General features: G+C 70.4%; 17 protein-coding genes. 13 read left to right on the forward strand and 4 right to left on the reverse strand.

Features of this window, described 5'->3' with window-relative positions:
• Positions 1-179 precede the first annotated feature (179 nt).
• A complete protein-coding gene (locus EMA17_RS07095) occupies positions 180-1031 on the reverse strand; it encodes a PAC2 family protein (RefSeq protein WP_126636026.1) in 852 nt (283 codons plus the stop codon).
• A 348-nt stretch (positions 1032-1379) separates the two neighbouring features.
• Between EMA17_RS07095 and metH the strand changes: the two genes are divergently transcribed.
• The 5 genes from metH (at position 1380) to EMA17_RS07120 (ending at position 9272) form a co-directional block, all read left to right on the forward strand.
• The gene (gene metH, locus EMA17_RS07100; RefSeq protein ID WP_126636027.1) at positions 1380-4856 is read left to right on the forward strand and encodes a methionine synthase; all 3477 of its coding nucleotides are present in this window, start codon (positions 1380-1382) and stop codon (positions 4854-4856) included.
• Between the two features lie 71 nt (positions 4857-4927).
• A complete protein-coding gene (locus tag EMA17_RS07105) occupies positions 4928-5776 on the forward strand; it encodes a putative RNA methyltransferase (protein ID WP_126636028.1) in 849 nt (282 codons plus the stop codon).
• 128 nt (positions 5777-5904) lie between these two features.
• A complete protein-coding gene (locus tag EMA17_RS07110; RefSeq protein ID WP_126636029.1) occupies positions 5905-6609 on the forward strand; it encodes an HAD family hydrolase in 705 nt (234 codons plus the stop codon).
• A 615-nt stretch (positions 6610-7224) separates the two neighbouring features.
• Positions 7225-8598 (forward strand): sensor histidine kinase, encoded by a 1374-nt coding sequence (locus tag EMA17_RS07115; protein ID WP_218042681.1) that lies wholly within the window; start codon positions 7225-7227, stop codon positions 8596-8598.
• A complete protein-coding gene (locus EMA17_RS07120; RefSeq protein WP_078978583.1) occupies positions 8595-9272 on the forward strand; it encodes a response regulator in 678 nt (225 codons plus the stop codon). The genes EMA17_RS07115 and EMA17_RS07120 overlap by 4 nt, the downstream gene beginning before the upstream one ends.
• A 34-nt stretch (positions 9273-9306) precedes the next feature.
• Here the strand turns inward: EMA17_RS07120 and EMA17_RS07125 are convergent, their stop codons facing one another.
• Entirely contained in the window at positions 9307-10218 is a 912-nt protein-coding gene (locus EMA17_RS07125) for a RecB family exonuclease (protein WP_126636030.1), read from the reverse strand.
• Positions 10219-10398: 180 nt separating this feature from the next.
• On the opposite strand from EMA17_RS07125, the gene EMA17_RS07130 reads away from it, so the two are divergent.
• Complete coding sequence (locus EMA17_RS07130; protein WP_126636031.1) at positions 10399-11841, forward strand: cellulase family glycosylhydrolase; 1443 nt, start codon at positions 10399-10401, stop codon at positions 11839-11841.
• 356 nt (positions 11842-12197) lie between these two features.
• Here EMA17_RS07130 and EMA17_RS07135 read toward each other — a convergent pair whose 3' ends face one another.
• Positions 12198-13373 carry a site-2 protease family protein gene (locus EMA17_RS07135; RefSeq protein WP_307721529.1) on the reverse strand — a complete coding sequence of 392 codons (1176 nt, stop codon included), beginning with the start codon at positions 13371-13373 and terminating at the stop codon, positions 12198-12200.
• A 95-nt stretch (positions 13374-13468) separates the two neighbouring features.
• Between EMA17_RS07135 and EMA17_RS07140 the strand changes: the two genes are divergently transcribed.
• Together EMA17_RS07140 and EMA17_RS07145 are read left to right on the forward strand one after the other, a co-directional pair.
• Positions 13469-14377: a tRNA (adenine-N1)-methyltransferase gene (locus EMA17_RS07140; RefSeq protein WP_126636032.1), complete on the forward strand. Its 909-nt coding sequence runs from the start codon at positions 13469-13471 to the stop codon at positions 14375-14377.
• A 98-nt stretch (positions 14378-14475) separates the two neighbouring features.
• Positions 14476-15237 carry a hypothetical protein gene (locus tag EMA17_RS07145; protein WP_160161334.1) on the forward strand — a complete coding sequence of 254 codons (762 nt, stop codon included), beginning with the start codon at positions 14476-14478 and terminating at the stop codon, positions 15235-15237.
• A 33-nt stretch (positions 15238-15270) separates the two neighbouring features.
• Here EMA17_RS07145 and EMA17_RS07150 read toward each other — a convergent pair whose 3' ends face one another.
• Positions 15271-15558, reverse strand: coding sequence for a ferredoxin (locus EMA17_RS07150; RefSeq protein WP_126636034.1), 288 nt, complete (start codon positions 15556-15558; stop codon positions 15271-15273).
• Positions 15559-15782: 224 nt separating this feature from the next.
• On the opposite strand from EMA17_RS07150, the gene arc reads away from it, so the two are divergent.
• The 5 genes from arc (at position 15783) to prcB (ending at position 21069) form a co-directional block, all read left to right on the forward strand.
• Positions 15783-17549, forward strand: a complete 1767-nt coding sequence (gene arc / locus EMA17_RS07160) for a proteasome ATPase (RefSeq protein ID WP_078978592.1) — start codon at positions 15783-15785, stop codon at positions 17547-17549.
• 220 nt (positions 17550-17769) lie between these two features.
• A complete protein-coding gene (gene dop / locus EMA17_RS07165) occupies positions 17770-19275 on the forward strand; it encodes a depupylase/deamidase Dop (RefSeq protein WP_126636035.1) in 1506 nt (501 codons plus the stop codon).
• 175 nt (positions 19276-19450) lie between these two features.
• Positions 19451-19660: a ubiquitin-like protein Pup gene (locus EMA17_RS07170; RefSeq protein WP_078978594.1), complete on the forward strand. Its 210-nt coding sequence runs from the start codon at positions 19451-19453 to the stop codon at positions 19658-19660.
• Between the two features lie 192 nt (positions 19661-19852).
• Positions 19853-20272, forward strand: coding sequence for an endonuclease VII domain-containing protein (locus EMA17_RS07175; protein WP_307721530.1), 420 nt, complete (start codon positions 19853-19855; stop codon positions 20270-20272).
• Entirely contained in the window at positions 20224-21069 is an 846-nt protein-coding gene (prcB, locus tag EMA17_RS07180) for a proteasome subunit beta (protein WP_126636037.1), read from the forward strand. Before EMA17_RS07175 ends, prcB begins: the two co-directional genes overlap by 49 nt.
• The last annotated feature ends 4 nt before the right edge of the window (positions 21070-21073 follow it).

The following is a 21073-nucleotide window of genomic DNA, read 5'->3' on the forward strand; positions in this document are numbered from 1 at the left end:
GTCCGGCGTTTGAGGACAGGCGGGGCGCAGCCCGGTTGCGGGGGCGTTCGGGCCCAATTCCAGCCCGTCCGGCGTTTGAGGACAACCGGGCCGGAGGCCGGCCACCGACGGACGCCAACGGCGTCGAGCGCACCGGCCCCCGGTCCCAGCCCCATCAGGGCCATGTGGCCGCGAGCCTTTCACCCCTCCGGCTGATCACCCTTACGCTTCAAATACCGCTCGAACTCCGCCGCGATCGCATCGCCCGACGCCTCCGGCAGGTCCTCGGTGTCCCGCGCCGCCTCCAGCGACCGCACGTACTCCGCCACCTCGGTGTCCTCGGCCGCGAGCTGATCCACGCCCACCTGCCACGCCCGCGCGTCCTCCGCGAGCTCGCCCATCGGCACGTTCACGTCGAGGAAGTCCTCCAGCCGCCGCAGCAGCGCCAGCGTGGCCTTCGGCGACGGCGGCTGCGCCACATAGTGCGGAACCGAGGCCCAAAACGTCAGCGCCGGCATGCCCGCGTGCGCGCACGCCTCCTGGAACACGCCCACGATCCCGGTCGGCCCCTCGTAGCGCGACTGCTCCAGCCCCACATTGCGCGCCACCACCGGGTCGGAGGTCGTCCCGTTGACCGGGACGGGCCGCGAGTGCGGCGCGTCGCCCAGCATCGCGCCCAGCACCACCACCGTCTCCACGCCCAACTCGTGCGCGAAGCCCAGCAGTTCGTTGCAGAACGAACGCCAGCGCAGATTCGGCTCTATCCCGTGCACCAGCACCAGGTCGCGGCGCGGCTCGGTCAGCCGGACCACCGACAGCCGCGTGGTGGGCCAGGTGATCCGCCGGGTGTCGCCGTCGAGCCATATGGTCGGCCGGTTCACCTGGAAGTCGTAATAGTCCTCGGCGTCCAGCGCCGCGAACACCTCGCCCTTCCAGACCCGGTCCAGGTGCTCGATCGCGGCGGAAGCGGCGTCGCCTGCGTCGTTCCAGCCCTCGAACGCGGCCACCATGACGGGGTCGATCAGCTCGGGCAGGTCGTCGAGCTCGATCACCCAGTGCCTCCTTCCGGCCGGGGCCGGGATCCGTGCGCCGCGGCCGACCGTACTCCGGGACCGCGAGAGCTGTACGGTCCCCACATTACGGGTTGCGGCACCCGCGACCAGACCCGCCGGCGCCGACTTCGCCCACAGTGAAATCGACGCCCCGCCCGGCGGCCACGCGGCCAACGCGCCCCATACGGCCCGCTAAACACGAGTGACCGGACGGTGACCAGTGGGACACGTCACCCGCGAGTCATCGAGCTCCCGACGAGGATCGCATTAAGCTGGCGCTCTGGCCCGAGCCGTCACGACGGCACCGGGCAAGCCGACAGCCGTCGCACCCATCGGAGACGCATTCTCATGACAGCAACCCCGCAGCAACTTCGCGAAGCACTCGCCACCCGCGTCGTCGTCGCCGATGGAGCGATGGGAACCATGCTCCAGGCCCAGGATCCCAGCCTGGACGATTTCCAGGGCCACGAAGGCTGCAACGAGGTCCTGAACGTCACCCGACCCGACATCGTGCGCAACGTGCACAAGGAATACTTCGACGTCGGCGTGGACTGCGTCGAGACCAACACATTCGGCGCCAACCTCGGCAACCTGGGTGAATACGACATCCAGGACCGGATCTACGAACTCGCCGAAGCCGGCGCCCGGATCGCCCGTGAAGTGGCCGACGGCTACACCACGCCCGACCGCCCCCGCTGGGTGCTCGGCTCGATCGGCCCCGGCACCAAGCTGCCCAGCCTCGGCCACGTGCCCTTCGCCACGCTGCGCGACGCGTTCGAGGTCAACGCCGCCGGCCTGATCGACGGCGGCGCGCACGCCCTGCTCATCGAGACCAGCCAGGACCTGCTGCAGACCAAGGCCTCGATCATCGGCGCCCAGCGCGCCCTGAAGAAGGCCGGCGTCGACCTGCCGATCTTCGCCCAGGTCACCGTCGAGACCACCGGCGCCATGCTGATGGGCTCCGAGATCGGCGCCGCGCTCACCGCGCTGGAGCCGCTGGGCATCGACTTCATCGGCCTCAACTGCGCCACCGGCCCGGTCGAGATGAGCGAGCACCTGCGCCACCTCGCCAAGCACGCCGGCATCGGCGTCACCGCGATGCCCAACGCCGGCCTGCCGATCCTGACCAAGGACGGCGCGCACTACCCGCTCAGCCCCGACGAACTGGCCGACGCGCACGACACCTTCACCCGCGACTACGGCCTGGCCCTGGTCGGCGGCTGCTGCGGCACCACCCCCGCGCACCTGAAGGCCGTGGTCGAGCGGGTGCACGGGCGCGAGCTGACCCCGCGCAACCCCCGCCACGAGCCCGCCGCCGCCTCGCTCTACCAGTCGGTGCCCTTCCGCCAGGACCTGTCGTACCTGTCCATCGGCGAGCGCACCAACGCCAACGGCTCCAAGGCGTTCCGCGAGGCCATGCTCGAAGGCCGCTACGACGACTGCCTCGACATCGCCCGCGACCAGACCCGCGACGGCGCGCACATGCTCGACCTCAACATCGACTACGTCGGCCGCGACGGCGTCGCCGACATGCGCGAACTCGCCGGCCGCCTCGCCACCGCCTCCACCCTGCCGATCATGCTCGACTCCACCGAGCCCGAGGTCCTCGAAGCCGGCCTCGAACTGCTCGGCGGGCGCGCCGTGGTCAACTCGGTCAACTACGAGGACGGCGACGGCCCCACCTCCCGCTTCCGGCGCATCATGCCGCTGGTCAAGGAGCACGGCGCGGCCGTGGTCGCGCTGACCATCGACGAGGAGGGCCAGGCCCGCACCGCCGAATGGAAGGTCCGCGTCGCCGAGCGGCTGATCACCGCGCTCACCGAGGAGTGGGGGATCGCGGTCTCCGACATCATCATCGACGCGCTCACCTTCCCCATCGGCACCGGCCAGGAGGAGACCCGCCGCGACGGCATCGAGACCATCGACGCGATCCGCGAGATCAAGCGCCGCCACCCCGAGGTGCAGACCACCCTCGGCCTGTCCAACGTCTCCTTCGGCCTCAACCCGGCCGCGCGCATCGTGCTCAACTCGGTCTTCCTCAACGAGTGCATCGAAGCCGGCCTCGACTCCGCGATCGTGCACGCCAGCAAGATCCTGCCGATGGCGCGCATCCCCGAGGAGCAGCGCGAGGTCGCCCTCGACATGGTCTACGACCGCCGGCGCGAGGACTACGACCCGCTCCAGCGCTTCCTGGAACTGTTCGACGGCGTCGACGCCAAGTCCGTACGCGCCACCCGCGCCCAGGAACTGGCCGCGCTCCCGCTGAACGAACGCCTGGAGCGGCGGATCATCGACGGCGAACGCGCCGGCCTCGAGGAGGACCTCGACGAGGCGCTGCGCGAACGCAGCGCGCTGGTGATCATCAACGACACCCTGCTGGCCGGCATGAAGGTCGTCGGCGAGCTGTTCGGCTCCGGCCAGATGCAGCTGCCGTTCGTGCTCCAGTCCGCCGAGGTGATGAAGTCCGCCGTCGCGCACCTGGAACCGCACATCGAAAAGGTCGAGGGCGAGGACGGCAAGGGCACCATCGTGCTCGCCACCGTCAAGGGCGACGTGCACGACATCGGCAAGAACCTCGTCGACATCATCCTGTCCAACAACGGCTACAACGTGGTCAACATCGGCATCAAGCAGCCGGTGGCGGCCATCCTCGAAGCCGCCGAGGAACACCGCGCCGACGTGATCGGGATGTCCGGCCTGCTGGTCAAGTCCACCGTGATCATGAAGGAAAACCTCCAGGAGCTGAACACCCGCGGCCTGGCCGCCGGCTACCCCGTCATCCTCGGCGGCGCCGCCCTCACCCGCGCCTACGTCGAAGAGGACCTGTACGACATCTACGCCGGCGAGGTCCGCTACGCCCGCGACGCCTTCGAGGGCCTGCGCCTGATGGACGCCCTGATGGGCGTCAAGCGCGGCGTACCCGGGGTGGAGCTGCCCGCGCTGCGCCGGCGCAAGGTCGCCGCCGCCAAGGTGATCGAGACCGAGCCCGAGGAGATGCCCGCCCGCTCCGACGTGGCGATCGACAACCCCGTGCCCACCCCGCCGTTCTGGGGCGACCGCGTGGTCAAGGGCATCCAGCTGAACGACTACGCGTCCTGGCTGGACGAGCGCGCCACCTTCATGGGCCAGTGGGGCCTCAAGCCCACCCGCGGCGGCGACGGGCCCTCCTACGAGGAACTCGTCGAGACCGAGGGCCGCCCGCGCCTGCGCTACTGGCTCGACCGCATCGTCACCGACAACCTCCTCGACGCCGGCGTGGTCTACGGCTACTTCCCGTGCGTGTCCAAGGGCGACGACCTCATCGTGCTCGACGACGCCGGCAACGAGCGCACCCGCTTCACCTTCCCGCGCCAACGGCGCGACCGGCACCTGTGCCTGGCCGACTTCTTCCGCCCCGAGGATTCCGGCGAGATCGACGTGGTCGGCTTCCAGATCGCCACCATGGGCCCGCGCCTGTCCGGCGCCACCGCCGAACTGTTCGCGGAGAACTCCTACCGCGACTACCTCGAACTGCACGGGCTGTCCGTACAACTCGCCGAGGCCCTCGCCGAATACTGGCACGCGCGCGTGCGCGCCGAACTCGGCTTCGCCGGCGAGGACCCCGCCGACCTCGACGGCATGCTCAAGCTGCACTACCGCGGTGCGCGCTTCTCGCTCGGCTACGGCGCCTGCCCCGACCTCGAGGACCGGGCCAAGATCACCGCGCTCCTGCGGCCCGAACGCATCGGCGTCGAACTGTCCGAGGAGTTCCAACTGCACCCCGAACAGTCCACCGACGCCATCGTGCTCCACCACCCCGAGGCGAACTACTTCAACGCCCGCTGACCCACCCACCCACACCGGTCCCGGCCGGGGCGCCATCCGCCCCGGCCGCACCGGCGGCCCGAACGAGGCACATGCTCGGCGACGTCCCGCACACCCTCGCCTGCCCGCACTGCGGCGCCGACCTGGCGGGGGAGGACACCGGCCTGCGCTGCGCCGCCGGGCACACCTTCGACATCGCCCGCCAGGGCTACGTCAACCTGCTCACCGGCGCCGGCCCCACCGGTACCGCCGACACCGCCGCCATGGTCGCCGCCCGGGTCGACTTCCTCGGCGCCGGCCACTACGACCGGCTCGGCGACGCGCTCGCCGCGGCCTGCGCCGACGCGCCGCCCGGCACCCTCGTCGACGTCGGCGCCGGCACCGGACACCACCTCGCGCGCGTCCTGGACGCGCTGCCGGACCGCCGCGGGCTCGCCCTCGACATCTCCAAATACGCGCTGCGCCGCGCCGCCCGCGCCCACCCCCGCATGGGCGCGGCCGTCTGCGACGCCTGGCGCCCGCTGCCGGTGCGCACCGGCGTCGCCGCCCGCGTACTCAACGTGTTCGCCCCGCGCAACCCACCCGAACTGCACCGCATCCTCCACCCCGACGGCGCCCTGGTCGTCGCCGCCCCCGCCCCCGGACACCTCGGCGAACTCGTCCCCGCCCTCGACCTGCTCCGCGTCGACGCGGACAAGCGGGAGCGGATCGACGCCAAACTCGCCCCCTGGTTCACCGTGCGCGCTCGGCGGACCCTCACCTACCCCATGACGCTCGACCACGCCGCGATCGCCACCGTGGTCGCGATGGGCCCCAGCGCCTGGCACACCGACCCCGAAGACCTGCGCACACGGCTCGCCGCGCTGGCGAACCCGCAGGTCGTGACCGCTTCGATCACCGTTTCCGTATACGACCCCGTTCGGCGGTTGCCCAATCCCTGACGACGCCGCACAATCGAGGACCCGCCGGAGCCAACCGGCGGATCCGACCCCTGGAGAACCCGCGTGAGGAGATTCACCCACCCCATCCACACCACCACGCCGCGCACCGGCGGAGAGGCGGCCACCCGATGACGGCAGCGCTGACGACCACCACCGGAGCCCGCCCGGGCCACGGCCTCCAAGCCGTCCTGTTCGACATGGACGGCACCCTGGTCGACACCGAACGCCACTGGTTCGCCACCGAGACCGCGGTGATGGCCGACCTCGACTTCACCCTCACCGCGCAACACGCCGAGCAACTCCTCGGCAGCCCCATGGAGCGCGCGGTCGCCTACCTGCTCTCGGTCTCCGGCCTCGACGTGCCGCCCGGCGAACTGGAGCACCGGATCAACACCGACATGGTGCGCCGCCTGCGCGACGGCGTGGACCTGCGCCCCGGCGCCAAACGGCTGCTCGCCGAGGTCGACGACGCGGGCGTGCCGTGCGCGCTCGTCACCGCCTCCCAGCGGCTGATCGTGGACGCCGTACTGCCCTCGATCGGCGCCCACCACTTCCGCCTCACCCTCGCCGGCGACGAGATCGCGCGCACCAAGCCGCACCCCGACCCGTACCTGACCGCGGCCCGCCGGCTCGATGCCGAACCCTGGGCCTGCGTGGTCGTCGAGGACTCGCCCACCGGGATCGCCGCCGGCGAGGCCGCCGGGTGCGCCGTGCTGGCCGTGCCGAGCATGACGCCCATCCCGCCCGCGCCCACGCGCACCGTGGTCGACTCCCTCGAGGAAGTCGACCTCGCGTATCTGCGCGACCTGGCCCGGGCCCGCGTCGCCCGCTGACGGGCGCCACCGCCGCCCCCGCGGTCGCCACACCCGCAAAGCCGCCACACCCGTAAACGGGTGGGAGCGGACGGGCCCGAAGGCCCGCCCGCTCCCACATCCCCGTGTTTCCCCCGTACCGCTTTCCCCGTTCCCCGCGGTTCCCCCGAACCGCGGTTCCCGTGCTCCCCTGGTTCGGTCCCCGCGATTCCCCCGAATCGCGGTTCCCGTGTCCCCCGAACCGGAGCCCCCGTGCTCCGACCCACAGTTCCCCGTCGGTCCTGTCGACCTCCCGGCGGCGGTTTCCCCCGTCCCCGTGACCGCCGAGAGGTCTCCCGGTCGTGCTCCGCCCGATCCCCGAAGGAATCGGACCCCCGTAGTACTACCCCCGTAGTACTGCCCGTGGTTCCCGTTGCCGGGTTCCCCGTGTGATGTCCAGTGTTCGCGATCGGAAAGGGCAGGGCTTCAGGGAAGTCCCTCGCGTTGTCCCGCACTCCCTCGCGCGCCCCGCCAGACCGTTGAGTACGGACCGCGACTCCGCCCCTGGGAGGAGATCGCCCCACCGCTCCTCCCAAGGGACGAGACCGAGGCCCCGGGGGGTCAAAACCCCCGGCCGGGGGCCCTACCTTAAGAGACGTGCGCGCCGTGACCCCCGACCCGGACACCCCCGCCGGGACCTCAGACCGACCCGCCCCGAGCGACCTCGCGCCCCGGGTCGTGCGACCACGGGCCGGCCTCGCCGACATCGTCCACGAACTCGGCCGCGACGCGCAGCAACCCTGGCCACGCCCCACCGTGCTCGACCTGGCCCTGGTGGTCCTGCTGTCGGTGTTCTCCGTCGGCGGCCTGTACTTTCGCGAACTCGGCATGCGCGACGTGCGCGACCCCGACGTGTGGGGCGTACTGCTCGCCCTGCTGACCGCGGTGCCGCTGCTGTGGCGCGGCGCGCACTCGCTGCGCGTGCTCGTCGCCGTCAGCGCCGCCGGCCTGCTGCTCGCCGGCGCGCACTACGAGTCCGCGGGCGCCGGCATCGGCCAGATCGTCGCGCTGTACGCCGTCGCCGTCGGCCGCTCCCGGGTACCCGCCGCCCTCGCGCTCGCCTTCACCGAGAGCGCCACCGTCGTATGGCTCGCGCTCCGCGACAGCGACATCGTCTTCCTCGACGTGGTGGCCAACCTCGCCGCGATCTTCGCCGTCTGGGCCTTCGCCCGCAGCGTCGGCTTCCGCCGCGCCTACACCGCCGAACTCGAGGCCCGCGCCGAGCGCCTGGAACGCACCCGCGAAGCCGACACCCGCGCCGCGATCGCCGAGGAACGCGGCCGCATCGCCCGCGAACTGCACGACGTCGTCGCCCACCACGTCTCGGTGATGACCGTGCAGGCCTCCGCCGCGCAGCGCATGGTCGCGCGCAACCCCGACCGGGCCAAGGAGGCGATGGCCGCCGTCGAGCAGACCGGCCGCGGCGCCCTCGTCGAGATGCGCCGCCTCGTCGGCATCCTGCGCGACACCACCGACGCCGTCGGCGGCCCCAACGAGGGACACAACGCCCCCCAACCCGGCCTGGACCAACTCGACACCCTCGTCACCCAGGTCCGCGAGGCCGGCCTGCCCGTCGAGCTGTCCCTGGAAGGCGCCCCCTGCGCCCTGCCGCCCGGCATCGACCTCGCCGCCTACCGGATCGTCCAGGAAGCCCTCACGAACACGCTCAAGCACGCCGGCCCCGCCGAGGCCCGGGTGCTGCTGCGCTACAGCCGCACCGAACTCCTGGTCCGCGTCGCCGACGACGGCCGCGGCGGCAGCACCGCGCCCACCGGCGAACGCACCGGACACGGCCTGCTCGGCATGCGTGAGAGGGTCTCCCTCTACGGTGGACGCCTGTACGCGGGACCCCGCGCCCAGGACGGCTTCGAAGTCCTCGCCCGCATCCCCCTGTCCGCCACGAACCCCAACGACACCGCCGCCCCGCCGGACGGTGTCGCCCCCGACCGACTGGAGCAGACCCGCCCATGACGATCCGCGTCATCCTGGTCGACGATCAGCCGCTGCTGCGCACCGGCTTCCGGATGATCCTGGAGGCCGAACCCGACATCGCCGTCGTCGGCGAGGCCGCCGACGGCGAACAGGCCGTCGAACAGGTCCGCGCCCTACAGCCCGACGTGGTGCTGATGGACATCCGCATGCCCCGGATGGACGGCGTCGAGGCCACCCGCCGGATCGCCGGATCGGGCCGCGACGGGGAGAACGCCGCCCGCGTCCTCGTGCTCACCACGTTCGACCTCGACGAATACGTGGTCGAGGCGCTGCGCGCGGGAGCCAGCGGCTTCCTGCTCAAGGACGTGCCCGCCGACGACCTCGTCGCCGCCATCCGGGTCATCGCCGAGGGCGAGGCGCTGCTCGCGCCCAGCATCACCCGGCGCCTGCTCGACATGTACGCCGCCCGGCTGCCCTCCGCCGAGGACCCCACCCCCGACACGCTCGCGATGCTCACCGAGCGCGAGGTGGAGGTGCTGCGCCTGGTCGCGCGCGGGATGTCCAACGCGGAGATCGCCGCCGAGCTGTACGTCAGCGAGACCACCGTCAAGACCCACGTCGGCCACGTGCTGACCAAACTCGGCCTGCGCGACCGGGTCCAGGCCGCCGTCTACGCCTACGAGAGCGGCCTGGTGCGCCCCGGCGCCATCTGAGCGCCCGCCCGCCGAGCCCCGCCGGACGGGACCGCTACGGGGCCGGCACCACCGGCAGCGGATACACCGGGGGTGTGCCGCCGAACTCGGGGCACACCTCCCGGTGGTCGCACCAACCGCACAACTTCGACTTGCGCGGCAGCCACTCGCCCGTGCGCGTGGCCAGGTCGATCGCCTCCCACAGCGCGCGCAGCTTGCGCTCGACCGCGAGCAGCTCGCCCTCGTCCGGGTCGTAGGTGATCACGTCGCCGCTGCCCAGGTAGACCAGCTGCAACCGGCGCGGCACCCGGCCGCCTTGGCGCCACAACACCAGGGCGTAGAACTTCATCTGGAACAGCGGCTTGTCCTGGAACATCGGCGACGGCGCCTTGCCCGTCTTGTAGTCCACCACCCGCAGATCGCCCGCCGGCGCCACGTCCAGCCGGTCCACGACCCCGCGCAACACCAGGCCGTCCTCCAGCGTGGTCTCCACGTAGAGCTCGCGCCGGGCGGGCTCCAGGCGATTCGGATCCTCCAACGTGAAATAGCGCTCCACCAGCTTGTCGGCGTCGGCCAGCCACGTGCCCAGGCCCGCGACATCCTCACCGAACAACTCGGCCAGCTCCGGCCGCTCGGCCGACAACGCCTCCCACGCCGGCCGCACCATCGCCACCGCCCGCTCCGGCGTGCGCTGCCCGCTCGGCAGGTCGAACAGCCGCTCCAGGACGGTGTGCACCACCGTGCCGCGCGTGGCCGCCGCGCTCGGCTTCTCCGGCAGCTTGTCGATCACCCGCAGCCGATACAGCAGCGGGCACTGCATGAAGTCGGCGGCCCGCGACGGCGACAACGACACCGGCGGCCGCGGCTCCCGCGCACCGGCCTGGGCGGGCACCGCGACACTCGGCGCGACGGCGGGATCGACATCGGCCGACGCGACGCCGGCGGCTTCGGAGGAGCTGGCACTCATGCCGCACACCCTATGCGCGCACGGCGACACCCTGTGCGCCCGAGCGGGTCGAAGGCCCTTCGAAGGCCCTGTCCATCGCGACTACCAGTCAGTAGAGTCCGGCTCCGCGAGGCGCGGCACCGGCCCGCGCGTCCCACGCACGCCCTCCCCGTCCCCTCCCCTCGTCACGACGGAGGCCCCATGCGCGTCCCCACCCGCACCCGACTGCTCGGCGCCGCGACACTCGTCGGCGGCCTGCTCCTGGCGGGCCTGCCCGGCCCCGCGTACGCGCAGGGCGGGCACCACGGCCGCGGACCCGACAAGATCACCGTCGGCGACCGCACCTTCATCGCCGACGAGCACGGGCGGGCCACCCAGTGGCGCGGCTTCAACATCGGCGACAAGGCCCACCGCGGCGCGCAGGCGTTCCGCGACGTCACCGAGAACCAGTTCCGCGAACTGTCCACGCGCGGCTTCAACCTCGCCCGGGTGCTGTTCTTCTGGGACGACCTGGAACCGCGCCCGGGCCGCTACGACCGCGACTACCTCGCCCGCATCGGCCGCATCCTCGACTGGGCCGAGAAGTACCACGTGAAGGTGATCCTCGACGCGCACCAGGACGTCTACGGGCCCTACTTCTCCGACCACCGCGGCAACCCCGAGTGGACCACCCGCGACGAGGGCCTGCCGTACGAGCCGGTGCCCGGCGACTGGTTCGCCGAGTACTACACGCCCGGCGTCCAGGCCGCGTTCGACCACCTCTACCAGGACCGCGACCTGCGGCGCGCGCAGGCGGCCATGTGGACCAGGGTCGCCGCCGCCTTCGGCCGGCACCCCGCGGTGCTCGGCTACGACCTGATGAACGAGCCGATGGGCCGCTTCCTCGACGGCGAGGACATCCCCACCGCCGCCGCCCGGCTCGAATCGACCCGGATCACCGACATGTGGAACCGGCTCACCGACGCCATCCGCCTCGTCGACCGCCGCAACTGGATCTTCGTCGAACCCACCCCGATCGTCGGCCTCGGCGTGCCCACCGCGCTCGGCCCGATCAGCGACGACAAGGTCGCCTATGCCCCGCACTTCTACGAGACCGCCATGGAGACCGGCGCCGACTACGACCCGGCCGGCGGCTTCATCGAGAACTACGAGGCCGCGATCACCGCCTACCCCAAGGCGAACAAACTCCCGCTGATCGTGGGGGAGTGGGGCCCGCCCGACCAGTCGCTGCCCAACATCCCGCTGTTCTACCGGCGGATGACCGCCGCCATGGACCGCTTCGGCACCGGCTGGGCCGGCTGGCAGTGGTGCAACGGCGGCGGCTACTGCACCTTCGACGCCGACGGCCGGATGAAGCCCAACAACACACTCCTGATCCAGCCCTACGCCCGCGCGGTGGCCGGAAACCCGGAGTCGTACACCTACGACATCGACACCCGCACCTACACGCTGACCTTCACCGCCCGTCGAGGCACCGACGCCCCCACGGAGATCACCCTCCCGAAGGACGTCTACGCCCAACCCCCCACGATCCGCGCCACCGGCCCCGGCCGAGCCCGCGTGAACACCCACGGCACCACGACCCACATCGACACCCCGACCCCGGGGCGATACACGGTGACGATCGTTCCGAAGGGCGGCTGAGTATTGGCGCCTGGCTGCGGGGTGGGGGGGTGGGGGTGGGGCGTGGCGTGGGCGGAGGGTCGCACGTCTGCTCCGCAGCCGCGGCCGGGTCTTCGCTCCGCGCCGAGACGCGCGTCCGCTACGCGGCCGGGGGCGCTGCGGACGGTGGTGTGGGGCTGGGCTGGACGGGGGGGTTGCGTCGCGTCGCGGTACGCGTCCGCTACGCGGCCGGAGGCAGCCCACTCAGCCCGGCCGGCGTTTGAGGCCAAAAAAGGTCCGCCATTACCTGTCGCGACCTTGATGCGTGGCGTGAGTAAGACCCTCGGCCCGGCCGGCGCATGAGGCCACGCGCGGCGTGTGAGGCCGGAAGCTCGTGCTCAGCCTCGCATCATGGCCAGAAACGCATGTTCCACGTCCGTCCGAGCCAGTACCCCGTACACCCGCCCATCCGGCTCCACGGCCAGATACTCACTCGCGGGAGCGCCCCGCATGGCCACCAACAACTCCTCACCCGCCAAATCCGCCGGCACCCGCATCCCCTCCGCCAGATCGCGCGCCAACGCTCCCACCGCGACCCAGGGCCGACGGTGCTCCGGCGTCGCCAACACCGCCGCCTCGCGCACCAGCGCGACCGGATCCCCGGCCCCGTCCACCACGACCAGCCCGCGTGCGCCCTCCTCGTGCGCCCGCCGCAACGCCTCCGCCAACGGCATGTCGGCCGCCACCGGGATCGCCCGCCGCGTCAGCACCCGCACCCGCAACTGCGGCAACCGCTCGCGCAACCGCTCCGCCCGCAGCGACTGCACCGCACCCGCCCACATGAAACCGGCCACCAGCGCGCCGAAGATCATCGTGTACGTACGCGCGCCCGCGTCCGCCCCCAGCGACCACGCCAGCGCGGCGACCAGCACCACCACCGCCAGCACCCGCCCCGCCCACGACGCCGCGATCGTGCCCGCCAACGGCCGCCCGCTGAGCCGCCACACCACCGCCCGCAACATTCGGCCACCGTCCAACGGCAACCCCGGCAGCAGGTTGAACGCCGCCACCAGCAGATTGGACACCGCCAACAACGCGATCATCCGCCCCGGCAACGTGTCCACGTCCAGCGCCAGGCCGATCACCCAGAACCCGCCGCCCAGGACCAGCGACAACGCCGGCCCCGCCGCCGAGACCAGGAACTCGTGCCGCGCCGTCTCCGGCTTGTCGATCTCCGACACCCCGCCCAGGAACTGGATGGTGATCCGCCGCACCGGCAGGCCGAGCCGTAGCGCCGTCACCGCGTGCGCCAACTCGTGCACCAGCACCGACACGTACAACAGCACCGCGAAGCCGAACGACAACACGAACCGCCACGGCCCCAGATCCGGGAACAGACTCTCGAACGTCGGCGCGAACAACACGGTGATCACCGCCGCGATCACGAACCAGGTCGGCGCCACATAGACCGGCACCCCGAACGGGCGCCCCATGAGCAGGCCACGCCTCGGCTCCCGGCGCGGAGCCTCGTCCTGCCGCACCCGGCGTCCCTGCGGCCTGCTCGAATCAGTCACGGTCAAGATGCTATGCAACCGAGCCCCGGTTCGACCCCCATGGCCCCCGGACCCACGCGTCGGAGCGTCGCCGCCGACCGACTAGGCTGACCCCCATGTCCGAACCGACCGGTACCGCGCGCAGGCGCGGACCCTTCCAGGTCGGGGACCAGGTTCAGCTGACCGATCCCAAGGGCCGCCACCACACCTTCACCCTCGAAGCGGGCAAGGCGTTCCACACCCACAAGGGCTCGTTTCAACACGACGCGCTGATCGGCGCCCCCGAAGGAACCGTCGTACGGTCCACCGGGAACACCGACTACCTCGCGCTGCGACCTCTGCTCCCCGACTTCGTCCTGTCCATGCCCCGCGGCGCCGCGGTGATCTACCCCAAGGACGCCGGCCAGATCCTCGCGATGGCCGACATCTTCGCCGGCGCCCGCGTCGTCGAGGCCGGCGTCGGCTCCGGAGCGCTGAGCACCTTCCTGCTCCGCGCCATCGGCGACAGCGGGCAGCTCGCCTCCTACGAACGCCGACAGGACTTCGCGGACATCGCCCGCAAGAACGTCGAACGCTACTTCGGCGCCCCCCACCCGGCGTGGAAACTGACCGTCGGCGACCTCCAGGACAACCTCGTCGAGACCGGCGTCGACCGCGTCATCCTCGACATGCTCGCGCCCTGGGAATGCCTCGACGCGGTCTACAAGGCGCTCGCCCCCGGCGGCCTGGTCTGCTGCTACGTGGCCACCACCACGCAGCTCTCGCGCACCGTGGAGACCATGCGGGTGATGAACTGCTTCACCGAGCCGCAGCCGTTCGAGTCGATGGTGCGCTCCTGGCACGTCGAGGGCCTCGCGGTGCGCCCCGACCACCGGATGATCGGACACACCGGCTTCCTGGTCACCGCCCGCAGGCTGGCCGACGGGGTGGAGCCGCCGCTGCGCCGGCGCCGCCCGTCCAAGGGCTCCTACGGCGACGACTACGCCGGCCCCGGCGCGGAGGCGGGCGACTCGGCGGGATCCTGACCCGCCGTCAGGCGAGCGTCGAACCGCCGGTAATGGTTGAGACAAGGCGGGCCGGAACCCTGTACCGGGGCCCGGCCCGCCGCATATCGTCATCCACCGTGGCGGACGATCACTCTGAGAACCGGCCCGTGCGCGGCGACAGTCCCCGCGGGCTCGCGACCACCGACGGACCACCCGGCACCACGATCCCCCCGCACCGCGAGGTACCCGACGTACGCAACGGCATCGCCTTCGCCGCCGCGGGCATCGTGTTCCTGTTCATCGTCCTGACCGGCCTGGTCATCTGGGCCGCCGCGTCCCTCGACGGCGGCATACCCGGCGTCACCGCACCGGCCCGGGGCCGCCCCAACCAGCAGGATCCCCCGGCCGCGCCGCGCACCCTCGAACCCACCCACGCCGGCGGCACCACCACCGAGCAGGGGCGAAAACCGGCCGGCCCACCCGCCGAGACGGTGCAGGCCGCGCCGCTCGCCGGCAACCGCCGACCCACCGGCGGGCCGAGCGCCGCCGAACTCGCCGGGATCGCCCTCCCGCTCGACTGCCCCGGCGTGGGCACCCGCGTCGAAAGCGTGCTCACCGACCCCGATGGGCCCACCGTGGTCCGCGTCACCTGCGCGGCCGGCTCCGGCAGCCCGCCCACCGCGCTCCTCGCCTACGCCTGGGACGCCGGCGCGCCGCGCCTGGTGGCCACCCTCCTCGGCACCGACGAGGGCCTCCTGGTCGACGACCTCACCCGCGCCGGCGACACGGTCACCGCACAGGCGCAGGGCTGGTCCACGCCCGGCATCCCGCGCTGCTGCCCCGACACGAGCACGACACTGCGCTGGCGACTGACTCCACTCGGTGCCCAACGGATCTGACGCGTCGCCAGACACGAGACCACAAAGCGGAATTCAGGAGGCTTCCGGCCCGAATACCTCGACGCCGTCGGAAACCCGACGCATGTGGATGCATTCCCCCGGACACTTGCGTGTGGCGTCGATCACGTCCACGAGCAGCGGCGGGGGCACCGGAACCACCGCGCCCGGCTCGGTGCGCAGCTCGTCGTCCGCGCCCTTGACGTACGCCAGCCCGTCGATGTCCAGCTCGAAGACCTCCCGCGCGTATTGGACGCAGATGCCGTCCCCGGTGCAGAGATCCTGATCGATCCAGACCTCGAGGGGTTCGTTTTCCGCGGACATGCGGCCTCTCTCTTCACCGATTCGTACCGACACGCGACCAACAGACCCTACTCGCGCCTGCTTCCCGACGCGGTCGGGTGGGTATCTGATCCTCACAAGCGTGGGGGCAATCGCACGGGTGAAGATCGGACACGCCCGGACAGTCTTGCTGATCAAGGGGTTTCAACCCCTCCTGCCATAGGTAGGGTCGGAGACGTCGCAGCTCCCAGGAGGAGGTGAGGGCCGTGGCAGTCCACGACGACGACATGAACCGTGGTGGGAGGCCGGCTCGGGGTACGGACGACCTCGTAAGCCAGGTTTCTTTTCTAGAGCAGGAAGTCGCCGTCCTGCGTCGCAAGCTCGCCGACTCACCGCGCCAGAGCCGTTTGCTCGAGGAGCGGGTCGTCGATCTTCAGACGTCCTTGGCCGGCATGACCACACAAAACGAGCGACTGGTCGCGACCTTGCGAGAGGCCCGCGATCAGATCGTGGCCCTCAAGGAGGAAGTGGACCGACTCGCCCAACCCCCCTCGGGGTTCGGCGTGTTCCTACAGGCCAACGAGGACGGCACGGCCGACATCTTCACCGGCGGGCGCAAGCTGCGCGTGAACGTCAGCCCCAACATCGAGCCCGACGAACTCCGGCGCGGCCAAGAGGTCATGCTCAACGAGGCCATGAACGTGGTCGACGCCATGGAGTACGAGCTGATCGGCGACGTCGTGATGCTCAAGGAACTGCTCGAGGACGGCGAACGGGCCCTGGTCATCGGGCACACCGACGAGGAGCGCGTGGTGCGCCTCGCCGAGCCGCTGCTCGACGCCCCGCTGCGCGCGGGCGACTCGCTCCTGCTCGACTCCCGGTCGGGATACGTGTACGAGCGGGTGCCCAAGAGCGAGGTCGAGGAACTGGTCCTCGAAGAGGTCCCGGACATCGACTACACCAAGATCGGCGGTCTGCGGAACCAGATCGAGATGATCCGCGACGCGGTGGAACTGCCCTACCTCCACCCCGACCTGTTCAAGGAACACGAGCTGCGCCCGCCCAAGGGCATCCTGCTGTACGGTCCGCCCGGCTGCGGCAAGACGCTGATCGCCAAGGCCGTGGCCAACTCCCTCGCGAAGAAGGTCGCCGAGGCCCAGGGCAACGAACAGGGCAAGAGCTACTTCCTCAACATCAAGGGTCCCGAACTCCTCAACAAGTACGTCGGCGAGACCGAGCGACACATCCGCCTGGTCTTCCAGCGGGCCCGCGAGAAGGCCAGCGAGGGCACCCCCGTCATCGTCTTCTTCGACGAGATGGACTCGCTCTTCCGTACCCGCGGCTCGGGCGTCAGCTCGGACGTGGAGAACACCATCGTCCCCCAGCTGCTGTCCGAGATCGACGGCGTGGAGGGCCTGGAGAACGTCATCGTCATCGGCGCCTCCAACCGCGAGGACATGATCGACCCGGCCATCCTGCGCCCGGGCCGACTCGACGTGAAGATCAAGATCGAACGTCCGGACGCCGAGGCGGCCAAGGACATCTTCGCGAAGTACCTCAAGGTCTCGCTGCCCCTGCACGACGACGACCTGGCCGAACACGACGGCAACCGCGACTCCACGGTCACCGGGATGATCCAGGTCGCGGTGGAGCGGATGTACTCGGAGAACGAGGAGAACCGCTTCCTGGAGGTCACCTACGCCAACGGTGACAAGGAGACCCTGTACTTCAAGGACTTCAACTCCGGCGCGATGATCGAGAACATCGTGGGCCGTGCGAAGAAGATGGCGATCAAGGACTTCCTGGAGCACCGCCAGAAGGGCATCCGGGTGGCCCACCTGCTCGCCGCGTGCGTCGACGAGTTCAAGGAGAACGAGGACCTGCCCAACACCACCAACCCCGACGACTGGGCCCGGATCTCCGGCAAGAAGGGCGAGCGGATCGTCTACATCCGCACCCTGGTCTCGGGCAAGCAGGGCGACGAGGCCGGGCGCTCCATCGACACGGTGGCCAACACCGGTCAGTACCTCTGATCCCCATCGAGCATCGATTGACCACCGCCGCCGCGATCCGTGTTCCGGTCGAACACGGGTCGCGGCGCCGTGCCGGCACGACACTTCCGCACAGGGCAATAGTTCCGGCCGTATCCCCAAGGCAATCCAACGGCAATAGGCTCGGCAGCATGACCAGGGTGTACCCCGACCACGGAGAGTGTGGGACGGGTACCGGCCGGGTGAGGGACGAGGGGGTCGCATGACCGTCCGGCGTGTGATGGGCATCGAAACCGAGTATGGGATCTCCGTACCCGGACATCCGAACGCCAACGCGATGTTGACGTCTTCCCAGATCGTGAACGCGTACGCCGCAGCGATGCAGCGGGCCCGCCGGGCCCGCTGGGACTTCGAGGAGGAGAACCCGCTGCGCGACGCGCGCGGGTTCGACCTGGCGCGCGAGCTGGCCGACTCGAGCCAGCTGACCGACGAGGACGTCGGTCTGGCCAACGTCATCCTGACCAACGGCGCTCGGCTCTACGTCGACCACGCCCACCCGGAGTACAGCGCGCCCGAGACCACCAACCCGCGCGACGCGGTGATCTGGGACAAGGCCGGCGAGCGGATCATGGCCGAGGCCGCCCGCCGGGCTGGCGAGCTGCCCGGCGGGCAACAGATCCTGCTCTACAAGAACAACACCGACAACAAGGGCGCGTCCTACGGCACCCACGAGAACTACCTCATGCAGCGCGCCACGCCGTTCGCCGACATCGTCCGGCACCTGACCCCGTTCTTCGTCTCCCGGCAGGTGATCTGCGGCGCGGGCCGGGTGGGCATCGGTCAGGACGGCTCCACGCACGGCTTCCAGATCAGCCAGCGCGCGGACTACTTCGAGGTCGAGGTCGGCCTGGAGACCACCCTCAAGCGGCCGATCATCAACACCCGCGACGAACCGCACGCGGACGCGGAGAAGTACCGCCGCCTGCACGTGATCATCGGCGACGCCAACCTGTCCGAGGTGTCCACCTACCTCAAGCTCGGCACCACCGCGCTGGTCCTGTCGATGATCGAGGACCGCTTCCTGGGCAACGACCTGACCGTCGACCAGCCGGTGCGCACGCTGCACGAGGTGTCCCACGACCCGACCCTCAAGCAGCTGATCACGCTGCGCAGCGGCCGGAAGCTGACCGCGATCCAGCTCCAGCTCGAATACCTCGAGTTGGCCCGGAAGTACGTCGAGAACCGGTTCGGCAAGGATGTCGACGCGGACACCACGGACGTGCTCGACCGCTGGGAGTCGGTGCTCGCCCGCCTGGAGACCGATCCGATGTCGCTGGCGCGCGAGCTGGACTGGGTGGCCAAGCTCCGACTCCTGGAGGGCTACCGACAGCGGGACGCCCTCGACTGGGACGCGCCGAGGCTGCACCTGGTCGACCTCCAGTACGCCGACGTACGGCCCGACAAGGGGCTGTACAACAAGCTGGAGGACCGCTTCGAGCGGATCGCCGGCGAGGCCGAGGTGCAGCGCGCGGTGCATCTGCCGCCGGAGGACACCAGGGCCTACTTCCGCGGCCGGTGTCTGGAGCAGTACGCCGACGAGGTCGCGGCGGCCTCGTGGGACTCGGTGATCTTCGACGTCGCCGGTCACGACTCGCTCCAGCGGGTGCCCACCCTGGAGCCGCTGCGCGGGACGAAGGCCCACGTGAAGGACCTGCTCGACCGCTGTCGCACCGCCGAGGATCTGGTCCGCGCGCTCACGGGTGGGTGACCTCGCCCGTTCGCGGGAACAAAGCGAACGGACGGATAAATCGCGTTCCGGAACACCGGGCATCCGACACTCGTTGGCACTTACACCCCCGATCCTTCGGGATCGGGGGTGTGGATCCTCCGGGGAATGGATAAGCACCGGTTCAAGGAAATGATCTCAAGGTGGGGTGAGTGACATGGCCACTAAGGACAGCGGCGGTCAACAGCGCGCGACAAAGCGCTCGGAAGAGGTCGAGGAGACCACCGCCGAAGCCCAGTCGGACGTGCAGGAACGGCACGAGAAGTTGACGGACGACGTCGACGCGGTATTGGACGAAATTGACGAGGTGCTAGAGGAGAATGCCGAGGAATTCGTGCGTGGATTTGTCCAAAAGGGTGGTGAATAGGGGTAAATGTCCGATTTGAGATCGGGCAAGAATTGCCCTGATTGCAAGGAGTGGAAACCCGTCCGGGACTTCGGATCCAACGTGAAGAGCCCGGACGGGCTTTCATTCTATTGCCTTGGGTGTAATCGGCGGCGTAATTCGGCGTCCTACCGCGCACGGCGGGAGCGTGCCGGATTCAAGGTGCGGCCCAGAGTGGACGTGCCGGACGGACATAAGCGCTGCCCGAAATGTGAAGAGATCAAGCCGCATTCCGAATGGCATAAAAGTTCACGGCAATGGGACGGTTTGACGGCGGCCTGTAAGGCCTGTCGTAAGGTCGAGGGTCGCGCCGGGCATCTCAAGCGTAAATATGGCATGACCGAGGCGGATTATCGGGCCATGCTCGCCGACCAAATGGGCGTATGTCCGATCTGTCAGTCCACCAGGCCCGAGCACGTCGATCATGATCACGAAACCGGTAGGGTCCGAGCCGTACTCTGCTTCAACTGCAATGCCGCACTGGGCATGTTCAAGGATCGACCCGACGCGTTGCGCCGGGCCGCAACCTATGTGGAAGGGATCGTGTGGAAGCCAACACTCGTGGCACCGGGCGTCTACCGGCTGCCTTCCTGACCCCCGGGTCGTCCTCGTTCGCCGAATTCCTCGACGCGTATCGGCCCGAGCTGCTGCCCGCGCGCAGGACGCCGCCGCTGCAGCCCGTGACGATCGAGGCGCCGCACGGTACGACGATCGTGACCGCGACGTTCGAGGGCGGCGTGGTGATGGCCGGCGACCGGCGGGCCACGATGGGGAACCTGATCGCACAGCGGGACATCGAGAAGGTGTTCCCGGCCGACGAGTACTCGGTCGTGGGCATCGCCGGCACCGCCGGCCTCGCGGTCGAGATGGTCCGGCTGTTCCAGGTCGAACTCGAGCACTACGAGAAGATCGAGGGCACCACGCTCTCGCTGGAGGGCAAGGCCAACCGGCTGTCGCAGATGATCCGCGGCAACCTCGGCATGGCCATGCAGGGCCTCGCGGTGGTTCCGCTGTTCGCCGGCTTCGACGTGGACGGCGGGGTCGGGCGGATCTTCAGCTACGACGTCACCGGCGGTCGGTCGGAGGAGCACGGCTTCCACGCGGTGGGTTCGGGCTCGCTGTTCGCCCGGGGCGCGCTGAAGAAGCTGTACCGCTCCGATCTGGACGCCGACGGCATCGTGCAGGTGTGCATCCAGGCGCTCTACGACGCGGCCGACGACGACTCCGCCACCGGTGGTCCCGACCTGACCCGACGGATCTTCCCGGTGGTCACCCTGGTGACCGAGGACGGCATCCGCCGGCTCTCGTCCGACGAGGTCGGTGCCATCGTCCGGACCGTGGTGAACGCCCGCATGGACGCGCCCGACGGCCCGACCGCCCCGCTGACCTGACGTC

Source organism: Embleya hyalina, assembly GCF_003967355.1.
GTDB classification, from domain to species: Bacteria; Actinomycetota; Actinomycetes; order Streptomycetales; family Streptomycetaceae; genus Embleya; species Embleya hyalina.